Source organism: Alistipes sp. CAG:268 (assembly GCA_000434235.1).
In the GTDB taxonomy this organism is placed as follows: Bacteria; Bacteroidota; Bacteroidia; order Bacteroidales; family Rikenellaceae; genus Alistipes; species Alistipes avistercoris.
Map to the genome: position 1 here is coordinate 1 of FR891973.1, position 18,152 is coordinate 18,152.

14 protein-coding genes and 1 pseudogene are annotated in these 18,152 nt (G+C 61.9%); 6 read left to right on the plus strand and 9 right to left on the minus strand.

Translation table 11 applies throughout. The features are described 5' to 3' along the window. From QZL63_RS01675 to QZL63_RS01690, 4 genes and pseudogenes are all read left to right on the plus strand, one after another. A pseudogene (locus QZL63_RS01675) lies at positions 1-273 on the plus strand (hypothetical protein); the annotation flags it as partial. An 81-nt stretch (positions 274-354) separates the two neighbouring features. Then, complete coding sequence (gene trmB, locus QZL63_RS01680) at positions 355-1,101, plus strand: tRNA (guanosine(46)-N7)-methyltransferase TrmB (protein WP_022307622.1); 747 nt, start codon at positions 355-357, stop codon at positions 1,099-1,101. 155 nt (positions 1,102-1,256) lie between these two features. After that, positions 1,257-1,646, plus strand: coding sequence for a BlaI/MecI/CopY family transcriptional regulator (locus QZL63_RS01685; RefSeq protein ID WP_022307623.1), 390 nt, complete (start codon positions 1,257-1,259; stop codon positions 1,644-1,646). A gap of 27 nt (positions 1,647-1,673) precedes the next feature. Then, positions 1,674-3,998, plus strand: coding sequence for a M56 family metallopeptidase (locus QZL63_RS01690; RefSeq protein ID WP_022307624.1), 2,325 nt, complete (start codon positions 1,674-1,676; stop codon positions 3,996-3,998). Positions 3,999-4,089: 91 nt separating this feature from the next. Here the strand turns inward: QZL63_RS01690 and QZL63_RS01695 are convergent, their stop codons facing one another. Next, positions 4,090-5,181, minus strand: coding sequence for an alkaline phosphatase (locus QZL63_RS01695; RefSeq protein WP_290585541.1), 1,092 nt, complete (start codon positions 5,179-5,181; stop codon positions 4,090-4,092). Positions 5,182-5,264: 83 nt separating this feature from the next. On the opposite strand from QZL63_RS01695, the gene ung reads away from it, so the two are divergent. Then, positions 5,265-5,927 carry a uracil-DNA glycosylase gene (ung, locus tag QZL63_RS01700; RefSeq protein ID WP_022307626.1) on the plus strand — a complete coding sequence of 221 codons (663 nt, stop codon included), beginning with the start codon at positions 5,265-5,267 and terminating at the stop codon, positions 5,925-5,927. A 178-nt stretch (positions 5,928-6,105) separates the two neighbouring features. Further along, a complete protein-coding gene (locus tag QZL63_RS01705) occupies positions 6,106-6,603 on the plus strand; it encodes a flavodoxin (RefSeq protein WP_022307627.1) in 498 nt (165 codons plus the stop codon). 175 nt (positions 6,604-6,778) lie between these two features. Here the strand turns inward: QZL63_RS01705 and QZL63_RS01710 are convergent, their stop codons facing one another. From QZL63_RS01710 to QZL63_RS01745, 8 genes are all read right to left on the minus strand, one after another. Continuing rightward, positions 6,779-7,639 (minus strand): sigma-70 family RNA polymerase sigma factor, encoded by an 861-nt coding sequence (locus QZL63_RS01710; protein WP_022307628.1) that lies wholly within the window; start codon positions 7,637-7,639, stop codon positions 6,779-6,781. Between the two features lie 168 nt (positions 7,640-7,807). Next, a complete protein-coding gene (locus QZL63_RS01715; RefSeq protein WP_022307629.1) occupies positions 7,808-9,295 on the minus strand; it encodes a Do family serine endopeptidase in 1,488 nt (495 codons plus the stop codon). A gap of 174 nt (positions 9,296-9,469) precedes the next feature. Beyond that, entirely contained in the window at positions 9,470-10,774 is a 1,305-nt protein-coding gene (gene metK, locus QZL63_RS01720; RefSeq protein WP_022307630.1) for a methionine adenosyltransferase, read from the minus strand. A 343-nt stretch (positions 10,775-11,117) separates the two neighbouring features. Continuing rightward, a complete protein-coding gene (locus tag QZL63_RS01725) occupies positions 11,118-13,151 on the minus strand; it encodes a transketolase family protein (RefSeq protein ID WP_022307631.1) in 2,034 nt (677 codons plus the stop codon). Between the two features lie 53 nt (positions 13,152-13,204). Further along, positions 13,205-14,476, minus strand: coding sequence for an ATP-dependent Clp protease ATP-binding subunit ClpX (clpX, locus tag QZL63_RS01730; protein ID WP_022307632.1), 1,272 nt, complete (start codon positions 14,474-14,476; stop codon positions 13,205-13,207). Between the two features lie 11 nt (positions 14,477-14,487). Continuing rightward, positions 14,488-15,159 carry an ATP-dependent Clp endopeptidase proteolytic subunit ClpP gene (clpP, locus tag QZL63_RS01735; RefSeq protein ID WP_022307633.1) on the minus strand — a complete coding sequence of 224 codons (672 nt, stop codon included), beginning with the start codon at positions 15,157-15,159 and terminating at the stop codon, positions 14,488-14,490. Between the two features lie 83 nt (positions 15,160-15,242). Further along, a complete protein-coding gene (locus QZL63_RS01740; RefSeq protein WP_022307634.1) occupies positions 15,243-16,568 on the minus strand; it encodes a trigger factor in 1,326 nt (441 codons plus the stop codon). 193 nt (positions 16,569-16,761) lie between these two features. Continuing rightward, positions 16,762-18,057, minus strand: coding sequence for a S28 family serine protease (locus tag QZL63_RS01745; RefSeq protein WP_022307635.1), 1,296 nt, complete (start codon positions 18,055-18,057; stop codon positions 16,762-16,764). Positions 18,058-18,152 lie beyond the last annotated feature (95 nt).

Below are 18,152 nucleotides of genomic sequence, written 5' to 3' on the forward strand. Positions count from 1 at the left end.
ACGCTCTTCCTGCGCTGCAACGACCGCTTTGCCGAAGATACGCTCACGGTGCGGATCGCCGTCACGACCCCCGACTCGCTGCGCAGCGAGGAGCTCTTCCTGCTGGCCATACCCCGCACGCCGAGCCCGGCGGCCCTCATCCGTGAGGCTGCCGTGCCCTACCGCCGCGCAATCCGCCTCGGGCGGACGGGCGACTACCGGTTCACCGTCACGCCGACCCGTCCGATACGCGGGGTCGAAGCCGTAGGGCTGACGATACACAAGGACCGATAACCGAAACACGAACTCCGCCGTCGGAGCGGTTGCAGCCGGACGATTCCGGCGGCATCGCCCCGGACGGTCCGCAACAAGACTATGGGAAAAGACAAACTCCGCAAATTCCGCGAGAACCTGACATTCTCCTGCTTCGTGCAGCCCGAATTCGACGAAGTGTTCCGCTGCGACCACCCGCTCAAGGGTCACTGGCGCACGGACTTCTTCCACAACGACCGGCCGATCATACTGGAGCTGGGCTGCGGCAAGGGCGAATACACCGTGGCGCTGGCCGAGCGCGACCCGCAGCGCAACTACATAGGCATCGACATCAAGGGGGCCCGCATGTGGCGCGGCGCCAAGACCGCAACCGAGCGCGGGATGGCCAACGTGGGATTCCTGCGCACCCGCATCGAGTTCATCAACTCGCTCTTCGCCGAGGGCGAGATCGACGAGTTGTGGATCACCTTCCCCGACCCGCAGCTGAAGACCCGCCGGGCAAAGAAGCGGCTCACCTCGCCCCTGTTCCTCGAGTACTATGCCCGCCTGCTCCGTCCCGACGGGATGATCAACCTGAAGACCGACTCGAAGCACCTCTACGCCTACACCAACGAGGTGATCCGCCATTTCGGTCTGCCGTGCGAGGTCTCCGAACCGGACATCTACGGATCGGGATTCGCCGACGAGGTGCTCTCGGTCAAGACGGCCTACGAACGCATGTTCCTGGCCAAGGGGCTGCCGATCACCTACACCCGCTTCTCGCTGGGCGGACGCCGCGACTTCCCCTGGTTCGACTGGGAGGAGGACGAGAAGCTGGAGAAGGACAACGAAGCCGAACGGCTCGGGTAACCCCTCGCCGGAGCGGACATCGCGCACACACCTCCCCTCGGGAAATCCCGGAGGGAGTTTTTTTTTGCATATACTACTAATTTTTTAGAAGAGAAACTTGCTTTTCTAAAGTTTTAGTAGTAAACTTGCACCAGACGAAAAAAAGATCGGACCACATGAAAAACAACGAAACGAACAACCGGATTCCGGAACTGACCCGCGGCGAAGAGGAGATCATGCAGATTCTCTGGCAACTGGGCAACGGCGTGGTGAACGACATCATCGCCCGCACCGACGAGCCGCACCCGAAATACACTACCGTGGCCACCTTCCTCAAGATCCTCGAGAACAAGGGCTACGTCCGCCACGAGGCCGAAGGCAAGAGCCACCGCTACTTTCCCGTCGTCAGCCGCGAGACCTACGCCCGCGGTGTGATGTCGTCGATGCTCTCGACCTATTTCGACGGCTCGCTGGCACAGCTCGTCTCGTTCTTCTCGCGGCACGAACAGATCCCGATGCGCGAGATGGACGAGATCCTCGAGATCATGCGCCAGGCAAAGAAATAACCGGTTCAATACCCCAAAACGACCGTCATGAGACACCTCGCCACCTACATGCTCGAAGTCGCCGTATGCGGCGGCATCCTGCAGGCCGTCTACTCGCTGCTGCTCGAGCGACGGATCCGCTTCCGCTGGTGCCGGATCTACCTGCTTGCAACTACCCTGCTCGCCGCCATCATTCCCCTGCTGCGGATTCCCGTATGGCCCGGAGAGGTGATTACGGTCGCCGCCACAACCCCTGTGGAGGGGTTCGTCCCGACAGCAGTCCCGACAGCCGCGGCGCCGCAAACCATGCCGGCCGAATGGCTCGTCCATGCCGTCTGGGCACTCGGCACGCTGTTCCTGCTCGGTCTGATGGCCGTACAGGTTCTCCGCATCCGCCGCCTGAAACGAGGTGCCGAGATCGTGCGCACGCCGCGCTACACCTTGGTGCATACCCCGCAGCGTATCGCCTCGTTCTCGTTCCTGAACACGATCTACGTCTGGCAGCAGACCTCCGCGCAGGAGATGGAGGCCATCCTGCGCCATGAAGCGAGCCACATCGCCCACCGCCACACGATCGAGCACATCGTCATGGAGTCGCTCAAGGCGCTGCTGTGGTGGAACCCCTTCGCCTGGATCGCCGCACGGCGGCTGATCGAAGCCGAGGAGTTCGAGGCCGACAGCGACGTGCTCGAGGGCGGATACGACAGGGAGCTCTACATGAACGCCATATTCCGACAACTCTTCGGCTATAGTCCGGAAATAGCCAACGGGCTGCGGGACTCACTCACAAAAAAACGATTCAAGATGATGACTTCGCAGAAACCGGGCAGGTACGCCCTGCTCCGCCTCGCGGGAGCACTCCCCGCGATCGCCGGCCTCCTTTGCGCCTTCTCGTTCACCTCCCGTGCCGCACAGATACGCACCGACACCCCCTCCACCGACCGCGCCGTCTACCTGATCAACGGCACGGAGATCGCCCCCGAACGGATCCGGAAGATCGATCCCGAACAGCTCACCCTCGAAAAGGCGCTGCAGGGTGAACAGATCCCCGCCGAGTACCGGCAGCGCGACGCCGAGTTCGTCTTCCTCTTCACGGCCGAGGAGCCCCTTCGCGACTACACCCCGATCCGCATCGAGGGCGAACTGCACTACACAGACGGCACTCCGGCCAAAGGGATCGCCGTCTATGCCGGTGCACCCTTCACGCAACCCCTCTCACAGGAGGAGATGGAGCAGTCCGGCGGCCGCACCGACTCCGAAGGACGTTTCTCGATCGAAGGTCCGCAGCAGGGAATCCTGGCCTATAGCGGTTCGGACCGCATGGCCGGACTGCACACCTATTCAAGCAACGGTGCCGACCCCTACACGATATCCATTGAGATCGACGCCGGCAAAGCCGAAGGCCGGAACTCTTCGGCCGGCACCCCCGACATGGTACGGACCTCGCTGAGGGTCTTCTACACCAAAGACAGCAAACACTTCTCGACGGAGAACACGGCCCCGGGAGCCATCGTACACATCGTGGGGACGGACAGGGGAACAACGACCGGCGACGACGGGAAAGCATCGATCGAAGCACCCGAAGGCAGCGTGCTGGAGGTCTCCTACCCGGGATACGGAAGTCTTTCGCTAGTCGTAAGTGCCGGCGAGACCGAACGGGTCGTCATCCTCTACCCCGAAGGGACAGACGCGGCCGACGGCCCGATCTACAGCCGCGACGAATACGGCGTCCGCCAGGCGCCGCTCTACATGATCGACGGGACGGAGGCTTCGGAAGCCCCGACGCTGGTCACCAACGACATCGCGGAGATCAAACTGCTCAAGAAGGAGGAGGCCGTGGAGAAGTACGGCGAGCGCGGGAAATACGGCGTCGTGGAGATCACGACCGAGGCGGGGAAACGCTCCGCGAAGCAGGCCGGGACTCCGTCCGGGAAGGAGGACGACACACCGTTTCTGATCGCCGAACACATGCCGCTGTTCCAGGGCGGCGACCTGATCAAATTCCGGGAGTGGATCCAAACCCGGCTCCGCTATCCCGAAGAGGCCCGCAAACAGGGCATCCAGGGGAGGGTCGTGCTGACGTTCGTCGTCGAACGGGACGGATCGGTCACGGAGACCTCGGTGCTCCAGTCCCCGCACCAGCTGCTCACGACGGAGGCGCTCCGCATCGTGAGGTCGAGCAGCGGACTCTGGTCGCCCGCTGAGCAGAAGGGTGAGAAGGTCCGCCTGAAATACACCCTTCCGGTGAACTTCCGCATGGCAGGAAGAGAGCCCGACGCTTCGGTCGAACCGGAGATCGAACGCACCCCTTCGACCGTCGAACCGATCGTTGCCGTCAGCTTCGGAGAGCAGGAACAATCAACACGGAAATAGCCGCATTCTCTTACCATAAACGGCAGAACGGCGCCCAGCCCCCATTTACGGGAGCGGGCGCCGTTCGTATTTCGCCCTCCCAAAGAGCGGATCACTCCGCAAGCCCGAGCAGCTGCATGAGCCGTTTCGAAAGGTCGGTGTTGTCCATCACCCCGCTGATGTGGTCGGCGCCGGTGCCATAGAGGTAGACCGGCACGAGCATACCCGTATGCCCACCCGTCGAGAAGCGATACTCGACACCGTTCTCGGCCTGCGTGAAGTCCTCGTCGCAGGCCGGGATCGTCAGTCCGCCCGTCTCATGGTCGGCCGTCACGACCACCAACGTTCCGGGCGTGCGGTCGGCGAAGTCCATCGCCACGGCCACGGCCCGTTCGAAATCGCGCATCTCGTCGAGCAGTTCACCGGCATCGTTGCCGTGGCCGGCAAAATCGATCTGCGAACCCTCGACCAGGAGCAGGAACCCGTTGTCACGGCCGGCAGCCCCGGCCGAGAGCAGCGACAGGGCGCGCGAGGTCGCCTCTGGCAGAAAATCACCCCGCTCGGAGGCCTCGGGCAGGTGTTCGTCGGCTACCGAGCAGAGCACCCGGCCCGTATACGTGTCGGGAATCGCCCCGAGGCTGTCGGCCACCAGATATCCCCGGCTGCGGAAGGCGTCGAAATAGGTACCCTCATCGCCACAGGGACGCGACAGCCACTTGCTCCCGCCGCCGAACAACACATCGATGCCGCTCTCGAGCAGGTCGTCGGTAATGGCGGCCGTCCGGCTCCGGCTCTTCGAGTGGGCGTAGAACGCCCCCGGCGTGGCGTGCTGCAGATAGCAGGTCACCACGATGCCCGTCGGCCGGTCGGCCGAATGCGCCTTGACCATCATCGACTCGAGGGGCTGCCCGTCGGGATCGACCCCCAGGGCAGAGTTATTGGTCTTGCAGCCCGAGGCCAGCGCCGTACCGGCAGCCGCAGAGTCGGTCACCCGGTTGTTCGCCGAGTAGGTCGAGATCAGGGCCACACCCTGTGCCCGGTCGAAAGCCGTCGGAGCATAACCGTTCTCGATCTTGAGCATCGACACCTGGGAGAGCCCCATGCCGTCGCCGATCATCAGAATCAGATTGCGCACCGGCTCAGCTGCCGATGCCAGCCCCGCCATACCCAACGACAGGACCACGAGCAAAAGCCACTTTTTCATATCGCAAAGAAATTTCTCGGACAAAAGTAACATGAAAAAAACGACTTTTTACTACTTTTACACGAATTTAATCCGCATTTCACATGGACGTAAAGATCGCTCCCGACTGGAAAGAGGTGCTCGCTCCCGAGTTCGAGAAGCCCTATTTCGCCACGCTGACGGACTTCGTGCGCCAGGAGTATGCCTCCCGCCGCATCTATCCCCGGGGCAGCAACATATTCCGCGCCTTCGACAAGTGTCCGTTCGAGCGGCTGAAGGTCGTCATCATCGGACAGGACCCCTACCACGGACCCGGGCAGGCCAACGGACTCTGCTTCTCGGTGGCCGACGGCATTCCCTTCCCGCCCTCGCTGCAGAACATCTTCAAGGAGGTCGCCGACGATACCGGGACGCCGATCCCCGCCTCGGGGAACCTCGACCGGTGGGCCGAGCAGGGGGTGCTGCTGCTGAACTCCGTGCTGACGGTCCGCGAACACGAAGCGGCCTCGCATGCCGGCCGCGGATGGGAGACCTTCACCGACGCCGTGGTGCGCGCCATCGCCGAACGCAAGGAGGGAATCGTCTATATGCTCTGGGGCAGCTACGCACAGAAGAAGGGCGCCATCGCCGACCCGCAGCGCAACCTCATACTCAAGGCCGTGCACCCCTCGCCGCTCTCGGTCTACCGCGGGTTCTTCGGCTGCCGCCACTTCTCGCGGGCCAACGACTACCTGCGCTCGATCGGCAAGGAACCGATCGTCTGGTAGCCCAACCGGCACGCACATCCGCCCGTAACGCGCCCGCTCCATCCGTGGAGCGGGCTTTTTCGCGGACACCGCCGATCCCCGAAAGACGGTAGCCCGCCGGATGCAAACCCCCAGAAATCGGTATTGCCGCAAACCGGCGGATCGTGTTACTTTGTCCCGAACCAAAACAAGGAAAAACATGACCGGAATTTTTTACGGCAGCACCACCGGTTCGACCGAAGCGGTGGCGCAGGACATCGCCCGACTGCTGGGCGTGGCCGAAAGCGACCTGCACAACGTGGCCGACACCTCGGCCGACGAGGCGGACAAATACGACCTGCTGCTGCTCGGCTCCCCGACCTGGGGCTGCGGCGAACTGCAGGACGACTGGTACAGCTTTCTCGAAGACCTGAAGAAACGCGACCTGCGGGGCAAACAGGTCGCACTGTTCGGCTGCGGCGACAGCGGCTGCTACCCCGACACCTTCTGCGACGCCATCGGGCTGCTCTACGAAGGGCTGCAGGGATGCGGATGCACCTTCATCGGATCGTTCGAACCGCAGGGCTATGCCGCGACCTCGTCGCTGGTCTGCTCCGAGGGGCGGTTTCTCGGGCTGGCCATCGACGAAAGCGCCCCCGAAAAGACCGATGCGCGGGTTGCAGCGTGGTGTCGCCAACTGGTATCCGAACGGCAATGAGCACGGGGAAGGACTTCACGTCGCCCACTCGCCCGACCGACTGCACCGCCGAACCATACAACACCCTCTCTCGACTAATCCTTCCAAAGGAGAGCTGTGCATCCGTCCCAACACACGCAAAGCCGGGGGAATCTCGATTCCCCCGGCCCCACAAATCTTATTTACTCATCCTCTCTTATCCGAGATAGGACTTCAGCAGTTTCGAACGCGACGAGTGGCGCAGGCGGCGGATCGCCTTCTCCTTGATCTGGCGTACACGCTCGCGCGTCAGGTCGAACTTCTCGCCGATCTCCTCGAGCGTCATCTCCGAGCATCCGATGCCGAAGAAATACTTGATGATGTCGCGCTCACGCTCGGTCAGGGTCTCCAGGGCCCGATCGACCTCCGTAGCGAGCGACTCGTTGATCAGCCCGCGGTCGGCATTGGGCGAATCGGGATTCACCAGCACGTCGAGCAACGAGTTGTCCTCGCCGTCGGCAAACGGGGCATCTACCGAAACGTGACGTCCGGCAACCCGCAACGTATCGGTCACCTTCTCCTTGGGCAGCTCCAGCTCCGAAGCAAGCTCCTCGGGCGACGGAGTGCGCTCGTGTTCCTGCTCGAAGCGGGCGAAGGCCTTGTTGATCTTGTTGAGCGAACCCACCTGGTTGAGCGGCAGACGCACGATGCGCGACTGCTCGGCCAGCGCCTGGAGGATCGACTGACGGATCCACCACACCGCATAGGAGATGAACTTGAAACCGCGGGTTTCGTCGAACTTCTCGGCCGCCTTGATCAGGCCGAGGTTGCCTTCGTTGATCAGGTCGGGAAGGCTCAGGCCCTGATTCTGGTACTGCTTGGCCACCGAAACCACGAACCGGAGGTTCGCCTTGGTAAGTTTCTCGAGTGCCTCCTGGTCTCCCTTCTTGATCCGTTGGGCGAGTTCCACCTCCTCCTCGACCGTGATGAGCTCCTCCTTGCCGATCTCCTGCAAATACTTGTCCAGCGAAGCGCTCTCACGGTTGGTGATGGACTTCGTAATCTTTAACTGACGCATTTCCTAAATCTATCCTAATATCAAAATATACTCTTCGCGTTTGCGGCCCCCTCGAACCGGTCCCGGGATTTCGAACAGAAGGTCCGGGAAAAGGCTTTCCCGGACCGATCCGTCACCTGCCCGAAGCGACTCCGGACAATACCCGCTGCGCTGGACCCGGGTCCCCGGCTATTCGACCAGCATATAGCTTGCCGAACGTCCGTTGGGATAGATCCCGTCTATCGAGCGAACCTTCTCGGTCATGCGCTCCAGATCGGAGACCGCATAGACCGGGCGGTCGTTGATGTGGGTGATCACGAATCCCTGCTTTACCCGGGCACGGGCCAGAATACCGTCGGACTTCACGCCCACAACCTGCACTCCGCCACGGATATCGAGTTCGCGACACAACTTCGTCCCGGCGTCGGCGAATTTTCCGCCCAGCGCCTCGACCACATCGACGTCCTCCTTGGTGATGAGTTCCGTTTTACCAGCCTTATTACGCAAAGTGACGTCAATTTGTTTCACATCACCGTCTCTTTTTACCGAGATTTTCACCTTATCGTTGGGTCGGCGACGCGCGATCAGCTCCTGCACCGTGGCCGAATCGTTTACCTTCACGCCGTCGATCGAGAGGATGATGTCCCCCTTGCGGATGCCGGCCTCGGAAGCCGAGCCGCCCTCGACGACGCTGGCCACGTAGATACCGCCCAGCTCCTTGATGCCCAGTTCCTTGCCCTCACTGTCGAGGAAGTCCTGATCCACCGGTCGGAACATGATGCCCAGCATGGCGCGCTGCACAACGCCGTACTCCTTCAGATCGACCACCACCTTGCGGACGATCGCCTCGGGAATGGCGAACGAATAACCGATGTAGCTGCCCGTCTGCGACTTGATAAGCGTGTTGATGCCCACCAGTTCACCGCGCGTGTTCACCAGCGCCCCGCCCGAGTTGCCGGGGTTCACCGCTGCGTCGGTCTGGATGAACGACTCGATGCGGAAGTCGTTGGGAATAGCTCCCAGGTTGCGCGCCTTGGCGCTCACGATACCGGCCGTGATGGTCGATTGCAGGTCGAAGGGCGATCCGATGGCCAGCACCCACTCGCCCAGACGCAGCGCGTCGGACGACCCGAAGGGCAGCGTCGGCAGGTCATCGTCGCCGTCGATCTTCAGCAGGGCCACATCCGTAGCCGAATCCTTGCCGATGAGCTTGGCATCGAACGTCCGTCCGTCGTTGAGCTTCACGCGCAGTTTCGTGGCGCCGTCCACAACGTGGTTGTTGGTCACCACATAGCCGTCCTTCGAGATGATGACACCCGAACCGCCCGCACGGGCCTCACGGTACTGCGGACGCGAACCGTCGTTGCCGTACTCCTGCGGAATGCCGAAGAACTCGAGGAACGGGTCGTAGCTCCGCCGCTGCGGCACCTCGATCTGCTGGATGGCCTCGATATTGACCACGGCCTTCACCGCATTCTCTGCAGCGTAGGTCAGGTCGGGATACTTGTCGGCCTCATAGGCCGTAAAGTGAGTTCCCAACGAAGGATTGCGTTCCACCTCGCGTTCGATATATTGCACCTCGGGAGTCCCCTTTCCGGCCCCCATGCTCCAAGCCGTCAGACCGCCTGCCACTGCGGAAACGGCAACAATACCCAAAACAAAAAATGCCTTTTTCATAATAAATACGGTGTTTAAGTTCTATTAATCCGAGGCTACTTCATTGCATAAGCATTCGTTTTCGATTCGTTACGCAGGACAAACGGGCTCGAAGGTTCAATTAGTATGTCCGAAAGTACAAAAATTGGGGCATTCCCCGAGAGAATGCCCCAATTGCTTGATTTTCCGAATCGGTCAGAGTCCGAACTCGCGGCGGATGTCGTCCACGGCATCGAGTTTCTCCCACCCGAAGAACTCCACCTCGCGCTCGGTCTCCACGCCGTGCTCCCAAACCTTCACGCTCTTGCGGTAGGGCCGGTTGCCGAAATGCCCGTAGGAGGCCGTCGCCTCGAAGATCGGGTTCTTCAGGCCGAAACGCTTGACGATTGCGGCAGGACGCAGGTCGAAGAGCTTCCCGATGCGGCGGGCGATCTCGCCGTCGGTCATGCCGGCAAGCGCTGCCGGGCGCGGCGAACGGTAGGTATCGACATAGATCGAGAGGGGCTGGGCGATGCCGATGGCATACGACAGCTCGACGAGCACCTCATCGGCAACCCCCGCAGCCACAAGGTTCTTGGCGATGTGGCGTGCGGCATAGGCGGCCGAACGGTCCACCTTCGAGGAGTCCTTGCCCGAGAAGGCGCCGCCGCCGTGGGCGCCACGCCCCCCGTAGGTATCGACGATGATCTTGCGGCCCGTGAGACCCGTGTCTCCGTGGGGGCCGCCGATGACGAACTTGCCCGTGGGGTTCACGTGCAGGATATAGTCGCCCGTAATCAGGTCGGCGAGCTTGTCGCCGGCACGCTCCAGGCGCGCCTTGACGCGCGGGATGAGGATCGTGCGCACATCCTCGCGGATCCGCTCCTGCATCTGCCGTTCGGCCTCCTTTTCGGAGAGGCCCTCGCCCGGGAGGATAAACTCGTCGTGCTGCGTCGAGACGACGATCGTGTGCACGCGCAGCGGACGGTTCGTCTGCTCGTCGTACTCGATCGTCACCTGCGACTTCGAATCGGGGCGCAGGTAGGTCATCACCTTGCCCTCACGGCGGATGACGGCCAGCTCCTTGAGGATCACGTGCGAGAGGATGAGCGTCGCGGGCATGAACTCGCGCGTCTCGTTGCAGGCGTAACCGAACATGATGCCCTGGTCGCCGGCCCCCTGCTCCTCCTCGGCTTCGCGAACGACGCCCTGGTTGATGTCGGACGACTGCTCGTGGATGGCCGAGACGACGCCGCACGAGTTGCCGTCGAAGCGGTAGTCGCCCCTGGTGTAGCCGATGCGGTTGATGACGCGGCGCGCCACGTCCTGCACATCGACATAGGCCTCCGAGCGCACCTCGCCGGCGACGACCACGAGGCCCGTCGTGCAGAGGGTTTCGCAGGCGACCTTCGAGTTGGGGTCGTGGCGGAGGAATTCGTCGAGAATGGCGTCGGAAATCTGATCCGAGACCTTATCGGGGTGTCCCTCGGACACCGATTCCGATGTAAACAAAAAGCCCATTGTTATCCGTTTTTTAGGGTTAAACGTATAAAATGGGAAAAATTGGCTGTTGGAATAAAAAATGTGCTGTTTTAGCGATTTTTTACTGTGGTTTGCAATCAGTCCAAATCTTTCCACATTTCCCGCGTGACAGACGGGACCGCAAAGATACGCATTTTTTCCGGATTCGCACCATCGGCCCGTTTTTTTTCGTCCCGCACCGCAGGTTTCGGGTTCCCCGCATCCCGCAGCCGGCTCCGACACCGGACATACCGGGACGGGATGCCGGCATGCCACCCCCGAAAAACGGGAACGGACCGCCGGCAGCCGGCAGTCCGTTCCCGTTTCATGGCTGAAGCACGCCTCAGCGGCCCAGCATCTTCTTCACCTCGGCGGCCACGGTGGCTCCGTTGTAACCGAACTTCTCGTCGAGCACCTTGAAGGGAGCCGAGTAGCCGAAATGGTCGAGTCCGTGGATCGTGCCGTTCTCGCCGACAAGACCCCGCAGCGTCACGGGAAGACCCGACGTAAGGCCGTAGCGCGGCACTCCGGCCGGCAGCACGCTCTCCTGGTAGGAGCGGGGCTGGTCGCGGAACAGCCCCTCGCTCGGAACACTGACCACGCGCACGGCGATTCCTTCGGCCGCAAGCTGTTCGGCCCCCTCGACCAGCGTCGATACCTCCGAACCCGATGCAATCAGGATGGCGGCCGGCTTGGCGGCATCCATCACGACATAGCCTCCCTTGGCGGCCTGCACGGCCTCCTCGCGGCGGCTCGTCGAGCCCATCGCCTTGAGGCTGCGGATATTCTGCCGCGAGAGAACCAGCGCCACGGGACGCTGCTCCTCCAGAGCCAGTTTCCAGGCCATCACCGCCTCGTCACCGTCGGCCGGGCGCAGCACGACCATCGAGCGTTCGCCGCGGTGGTTCTTCAGGTGCTCCATCAGCCGGATCTGCATCTCCTGCTCGACAGGCTGGTGCGTCGGACCGTCCTCGCCCACGCGGAACGAATCGTGCGACCAAACGTAGATCACGTGCAGGCGCATGAGCGCCGACAGGCGGACGGCCGGCTTCATGTAGTCCGAGAAGACGAAGAAGGTGCCGCACGCGGGGATTACGCCTCCATGCAGTGCCATGCCGTTCATCACGCAGGCCATCGTCAGCTCCGAGACGCCGGCCTGGAGGAACTGCCCCGTGAAGTCGCCCTTCACAATGGGTCTGGTTTTCTTGAGGAAGCCGTCGGTTTTGTCCGAATTCGAAAGGTCGGCCGACGAAACGATCATGTTACCCACCTTCTCGGCGTAGACGCCCAGCACGGCGGCCGAAGCGGCGCGCGTCGCCACGTCGGGCTTCACCTCGATCGTCTTGTAGTCGATCTCGGGGAGTTTTCCCGAGAAGTAGTCGTCGAGCTTGCGGGCCAGGTCCTTGTGCTCCGAACGCCACGACTTCTCGACGGCGGCCTGACGGGCAGCCCACTCGCGCAGCTGCTCGCGACGCTCGGCGAAGACCTCGCGGCTCTCGTCGAAGACGGCGAACGGATCGTCGGGGTTTCCGCCCAGGTTCTTCACCGTGGCAGCCAGGTCAGCTCCGGCGGCCGAGAGGGGCTGTCCGTGCGTCGATACCTTGTCCTCGAAGCTCGTGCCGTCGGCGGCCATGGCCCCCTTGGCCATCACCGTGCGGCCGATGATCAGCGTCGGGCGCTCCGTCTCGCTGTCGGCGGCGACCAGCGCCTCGCGGATGGCGTTGATGTTGTGTCCGTCGATGGTCAGGACGTTCCAGCCCCAGGCCTCGTATTTCATCGCCACGTTCTCCGTATCCACCTCATCGACCTTGGTCGAGAGCTGCACGTTGTTGGCGTCGTAGTACATGATGAAGTTCGAGAGCCCGAGATGGCCCGCAATGCGGCCGACGCCCTGCGAAATCTCCTCCTCGATGCCGCCGTCCGAGATGTAGGCATAGGTCTTGTGTGCCATCCACTCGCCGAAACGGGCCGCGAGGAAGCGCTCGGCAATCGCGGCGCCCAGCGCCATGGCATGTCCCTGTCCGAGCGGGCCCGAGGTATTCTCCACGCCGCGCAGCACGTCCGTCTCGGGATGTCCCGGCGTCACGCTGCCCCACTGACGCAGCGACTGCAGGTCCTCGGTCTTGTAGTGGCCGGCCAGCGACAGCGTCGCATAGAGCATCGGCGACATGTGCCCCGGATCGAGGAAAAACCGGTCGCGGTGGGGATATGCCATGTTGTCGGGATCGTAACGGAGAAACTCCGCATAGAGCACCGTGATGAAGTCGGCGCCGCCCATGGCACCGCCCGGATGCCCCGACTTCGCCTTCTCGACCATGGCGGCCGACAGGATGCGGACGTTGTCGGCTACGCGCGTAAGTTTGGTATTGGTAGACATATCATTTAAGGTTAAAGTTCGTTCCAGCACACAAAATTAGCAGAATCTTCCGCTTATCCTACTTTTTTGAGATCCAAAAAATTCGCTTTTTCGATCTTTTTCTTCGCATAGGACAGCGTCACCGTGAATTTCTTGCGGTCGGTCGAGGGGAGCTCGAACATCGTATCCATCATCACCGCCTCGCAGATCGAGCGCAGTCCGCGCGCCCCGAGCTTGAATTCCACGGCCTTGTCCACGATGTAGTCCAGCACGGCATCGTCGAACGTGAGCTTTACGCCGTCCATCTCGAACAGGCGCTCGTACTGCTTGACAATGGCGTTCTTGGGCTCGGTGAGGATCGAGCGCAGGGCCGCACGGTCCAGCGGCTGCATGTAGGTCAGCACCGGGAGGCGGCCCACCAGCTCGGGAATCAGGCCGAACGACTTGAGGTCCTGCGGCGTGACGTACTGCATCAGGTTGCCGCGGTCGATCGGGTCGGCATTCACCCGGCCGTAGCCCATCGCACGGGTGTTGAGCCGCTGGGCGATGCGCTTCTCGATGCCGTCGAACGCCCCGCCGCAGATGAACAGGATGTTGCGCGTATTGACCTGGATGAACTTCTGTTCGGGGTGCTTGCGCCCGCCCTGGGGCGGCACATTAACCACCGTACCCTCGAGGATCTTCAGCAGCGCCTGCTGCACGCCCTCGCCCGAGACGTCGCGCGTGATCGAGGGGTTGTCACCCTTGCGGGCGATCTTGTCGATCTCGTCGATGAAGACGATGCCCCGCTCGGCCTGCTCGACGTCGTAGTCGGCCACCTGCAACAGCCGCGAGAGGATGCTCTCGACATCCTCGCCCACGTAGCCCGCCTCGGTCAGCACCGTGGCATCGACGATCGTGAAGGGGACCTTGAGCAGCCGCGCGATCGTGCGGGCCATGAGCGTCTTGCCCGTACCGGTGGGGCCCACCAGCACGATGTTCGACTTGTCGAGCTCGACCTCATCCTCCTTCGGGGCGTAGAGCAACCTTTTGTAATGGTTGTAGACGGCCACCGACAGATAGCGTTTGGCGGCGTCCTGACCGATGACGTACTGGTCGAGGAATGACTTGATCTCGGCCGGCTTGAGCAGTTCGTCCATCTTCAGCGGCGCGGGCTTCTTCGCGCGCCCCGCCCCGGCGGCCGCAGCCACGTCGTTGTCGAGCAGGATCTTGTAGCCGTTCTCGATGCACTTGTTGCAGATCGAGGCGCCGTCCGCCCCCTGGAACATGATCTCCACCTCCGAGCGGCCGGCACCGCAGAACGAGCAGCAGTCGCCGCCGTTCCGGTTGTTGTTCTTATTTGCCATGCGGTTTCTTCCTATTTTTCACGTTTGGCGAGCACCTCGTCGATCAGACCGTAGTCACGGGCCTCGGCGGCCGTGAGCCAGTAGTCGCGGTCGGCATCCTTCTCGATCTTGCGGATCGGAACCCCCGAATGCGCCGCAAGGATCTCGTAGAGCTCGCGTTTGGTTTTCATCATCTCGCGGGCCGTGATCTCGATGTCGGAGGCCTGGCCCTGCGCACCGCCCAGCGGCTGGTGGATCATCACCCGCGAATGGGGCAGCGCCGAGCGCTTGCCCCGGGCGCCCGCCGTCAGCAGCACGGCGCCCATCGAGGCTGCCAGCCCAGTGCAGATCGTCGCCACGTCGGGTGCCACGAGCTGCATCGTGTCGTAGATGCCCAGACCGGCCGAGACCGATCCGCCCGGCGAGTTGATGTAGATCTGGATATCCTTGTCGGGATCGACCGACTCGAGGAAGAGCAGCTGGGCCTGGATGATGTTGGCGGCATCGTCGTAGATCGGCGCCCCGAGGAAGATGATGCGGTCCATCATCAGCCGCGAAAAGACATCCATCGTGGCGACGTTCAGCTGGCGCTCCTCGATGATCGTCGGCGAGACATAGGACGCGCTCACCGACTGGAAATCGTGCAGGCAGAGCGAACTGATCCCGCAGTGTTTCCGTGCGTATTTTTCAAATTCCGAAGACATGTCGTTGGTGTGTTTTGCTCAAAAAAAGGACTTTGCAAACATCACGCCTGCAAAGTCCAAAGATACGGATTTTTCCGCAATTTTTACAGTGCCTGGGCCATTTTGGCAAAATCCTCCGAGGAGACGGCCTTCTCCGAAACCTTGATCTTCGACTTGATGTCCTCGACCACCTTCGTCTCGTAGAGCTTCTCGTAGATCTTCTGTCCCTGCTCCTTGTCGGCGAGGATCTTCTCGGCATAGCCGGCCAGCATCTCGTCGGGAGCCGACGGCATGCCGTACTGCGCGAACTGCGCGGCGGCCAGCGCCTTGGCCTCGGCCTCGGCCTCCTCCTTCGACACGCTCAGGTTGTCGGCCTTGATGAAGTGCTTCTGGAGGTAGTTCCACGTAAACATCTTGAGGAACTGGTCGAAATCCTTCTCGATCTCCTCCATCGAGAACTTGCCCTCGTTGATCGTATAGAGCCAGCGCTTGAGGAATGCCTCGGGCATCTTCAGGTCGGCCTTCTTGAGCAGGAAGTCACGCAGCTGGAGCGTGAAGAGGTAGTCGCTCTCGCGGCGCAGCTCCGACTGGATCTGTGCGTCGATGAACTGCTCGAACTCCTCGGCCGTCTTCACGTTGCCGGCCGGGAAGGCCATCTTGAAGAACTCCTCCGTAAGCTCCGGCTCGGCGAACTTGCGGATCTTCGTGATCTCCAGTTCGAACTCGGGATTGATGCCCTCCAGCTCGTTCTCCTTGACCTGCAGGCAGGCGGCACGCTGCGACGGGTTCTTGTAGAGCTCGTTGATATTGACCTTCGTCTTGAAGCCGACCTTCTGGCCGATGAAGGGCTTGCGCTCCTCCTCCGACATCGAGATCAGCCCGACGTAGGCATCCTCGACCTTCATGTCGCCGTTGTCAAGCGTCACGGTCAGCGCCTCGTCCGAGGCAACCTGCTCGGCATCGACCAGACGGCCGAAACGGCGGAGGAAGTTCGAGCGGTAGTCGTCGTGCATCTTCTTGTCCACCTTGATCGAGTGGTAGGTCATCTTATCCTTGTCCGAAAGTTCCAGCTTGATCTCGGGAGCCTCGCCGATCTCGAACACGAACTCGAACTCGGTGCCGTTCTCGAAGTCGAAGGCGCCCTGCTCCTCCGAGGGAATCACGTCGCCCAGGTAGTCGATGTTCTCCTTCTGGAGGTACTCGAACACGGAGTTCGAAGCCTTCCGGTAGGACTGCTCGGCCACGACGCCCTTGCCGTACATCTTCTTGATGATGCCCATCGGCACCATGCCGGGACGGAAACCGGGGATATTGGCCTTGCGGCGATACTCGCGCAGCGCCTTCTCGACCTCCTGCGCATAATCCTGCTCGCCCACGGTCACCCGGATGAGCGAGGTGTTCTGTTCGCGTTGTTCTCTTACGATATTCATATTGAATGTGTTATGTATTTTGTTCTGAATCGCGTGGAATCGGAGCGCAAAGATACGAAATTATGCGCGAACGGCAATGCCTGCGGCACATAATTTTTCCGCACCCGTCCTTTTCCAACGCCGCGCGCATGCTCCGGCAGGCACGCACAAGCCCGGCAGACACACTCCCGCGGACACACCCGCCGGGAGCCCGCTATTCGGCCAGCCAGCCCTCGAGCGTCCGCACGGCCTCCTCACGCATCGCCTCGGGCAGCGTGGCGATCCGCGTGCGGTGGCTGCCGCCCGGCTGGATGAAGGTCTTCATGTTGCGCTTGTCGGGCGTCACGAGCCACGCAGCTCCGGGAGCCGTCCACGGATCGTCGCCGCCGTAGATCATGATCATGCGGGGATCGTTCTTCTTCAGGTAGCGTACGATCTTGCGGTAGAGCCGCTTCGAGAACTTCTCGCCACGCAGCTGCTCCGAGAGGAAGATGCGGCGCAGGTAGTCCTCCGTATCGACCGACGTGTAGGCACGGAAGGGCTCCGCATCGTAGGGATAGTAGCCCAACTCGCGGGCGGCCTGCACGAAGAAGGGTGCCTGGGCATTGCCCTCGGAGAAGTAGTCGGGTCCGGCGTTGGCCAGCAGACATTGGAGCACCTCTTCGTCCGGAGCGTCCGCGGCCGGAAGGACCGACACCTCCTGTCCCCACTGCCAGTAGGAGAAGCCGAACTCCAGCACGCAGTAGTCGAAGACCTCTTCGACGGGGATGCGGAACGTGTAGCCCTTCTGCCTGCAGAAGGCCTCGAATCCGGGCAGCAGCTCCGCCTTGCGGCGGAACGCCTCCGTCTGGAAGGCCTTGACGGCCGCACGCTCCCCGGCCGTGCCCACCTGCGCGAGGTAGGGGCCGAAACGCTTGTCCTCGCGGCTGTCGCACACCGGGCCGACATAGGGCACGTAGATATCCACGTCATCGGGGAAATAGGCGGCGTAGAGCATCGTCGTCGTACCGCCCTTGCTGATGCCCGAAGCGATCCACTTGCCCGGATAGAGCGTCTCGAAGAGCGTCTTGATCCGGTGCAGGTCGCAGGCCGAGTTCTCTGCCGTCAGGTACTTCCAGTCGAGCGGTTCGGGCGTCGAACGGTCGAAATAGCGGTGCTCGACGAAGACGATGTTCGCGTCGAAAAGTTCCGAAAGTTCGTCGCGGTAACGCTCCGGCAGGGCAAAGCCTGCATCGTAACCCTGCGTGATGAGCACCGTCGGGCGGTCCCAGCCCACATGCATCACCAGAACACGCTGCTCGAAACTCCCCTTGTCGGGATGGCGCCAGTCGAGGGGCTGCGTGAGCATCACCTCGTATTTTCCGGCAAACGGGCCGGCAGGCAGCGGTTTGGTCTCGCACACGCCGTCGAGCGCGGCGATGCGCCGTTCGATCTCGCCGTCGGGCGCCCCGAAGGCGAGGGTCAGCGACGCCACAAGGGCGAGGCTCAGCAGAGTCAATCGTTTCAGCATAGCGGATAAGGTCGTTGGTTGAACATACAAAGATAGAAAATTTTCGCCGTCCCGCAATACAAAACGGCCCTCAGGCGCGGATTAATGGTACAAAA

Coding starts and splice junctions, on each gene's coding strand:
- trmB (WP_022307622.1), top strand. CDS start 355: ATGGGAAAAGACAAACTCCGCAAATTCCGCGAGAACCTGACATTCTCC.
- QZL63_RS01685 (WP_022307623.1), top strand. CDS start 1,257: ATGAAAAACAACGAAACGAACAACCGGATTCCGGAACTGACCCGCGGC.
- QZL63_RS01690 (WP_022307624.1), top strand. CDS start 1,674: ATGAGACACCTCGCCACCTACATGCTCGAAGTCGCCGTATGCGGCGGC.
- QZL63_RS01695 (WP_290585541.1), bottom strand. CDS start 5,181: ATGAAAAAGTGGCTTTTGCTCGTGGTCCTGTCGTTGGGTATGGCGGGG.
- ung (WP_022307626.1), top strand. CDS start 5,265: ATGGACGTAAAGATCGCTCCCGACTGGAAAGAGGTGCTCGCTCCCGAG.
- QZL63_RS01705 (WP_022307627.1), top strand. CDS start 6,106: ATGACCGGAATTTTTTACGGCAGCACCACCGGTTCGACCGAAGCGGTG.
- QZL63_RS01710 (WP_022307628.1), bottom strand. CDS start 7,639: ATGCGTCAGTTAAAGATTACGAAGTCCATCACCAACCGTGAGAGCGCT.
- QZL63_RS01715 (WP_022307629.1), bottom strand. CDS start 9,295: ATGAAAAAGGCATTTTTTGTTTTGGGTATTGTTGCCGTTTCCGCAGTG.
- metK (WP_022307630.1), bottom strand. CDS start 10,774: ATGGGCTTTTTGTTTACATCGGAATCGGTGTCCGAGGGACACCCCGAT.
- QZL63_RS01725 (WP_022307631.1), bottom strand. CDS start 13,151: ATGTCTACCAATACCAAACTTACGCGCGTAGCCGACAACGTCCGCATC.
- clpX (WP_022307632.1), bottom strand. CDS start 14,476: ATGGCAAATAAGAACAACAACCGGAACGGCGGCGACTGCTGCTCGTTC.
- clpP (WP_022307633.1), bottom strand. CDS start 15,159: ATGTCTTCGGAATTTGAAAAATACGCACGGAAACACTGCGGGATCAGT.
- QZL63_RS01740 (WP_022307634.1), bottom strand. CDS start 16,568: ATGAATATCGTAAGAGAACAACGCGAACAGAACACCTCGCTCATCCGG.
- QZL63_RS01745 (WP_022307635.1), bottom strand. CDS start 18,057: ATGCTGAAACGATTGACTCTGCTGAGCCTCGCCCTTGTGGCGTCGCTG.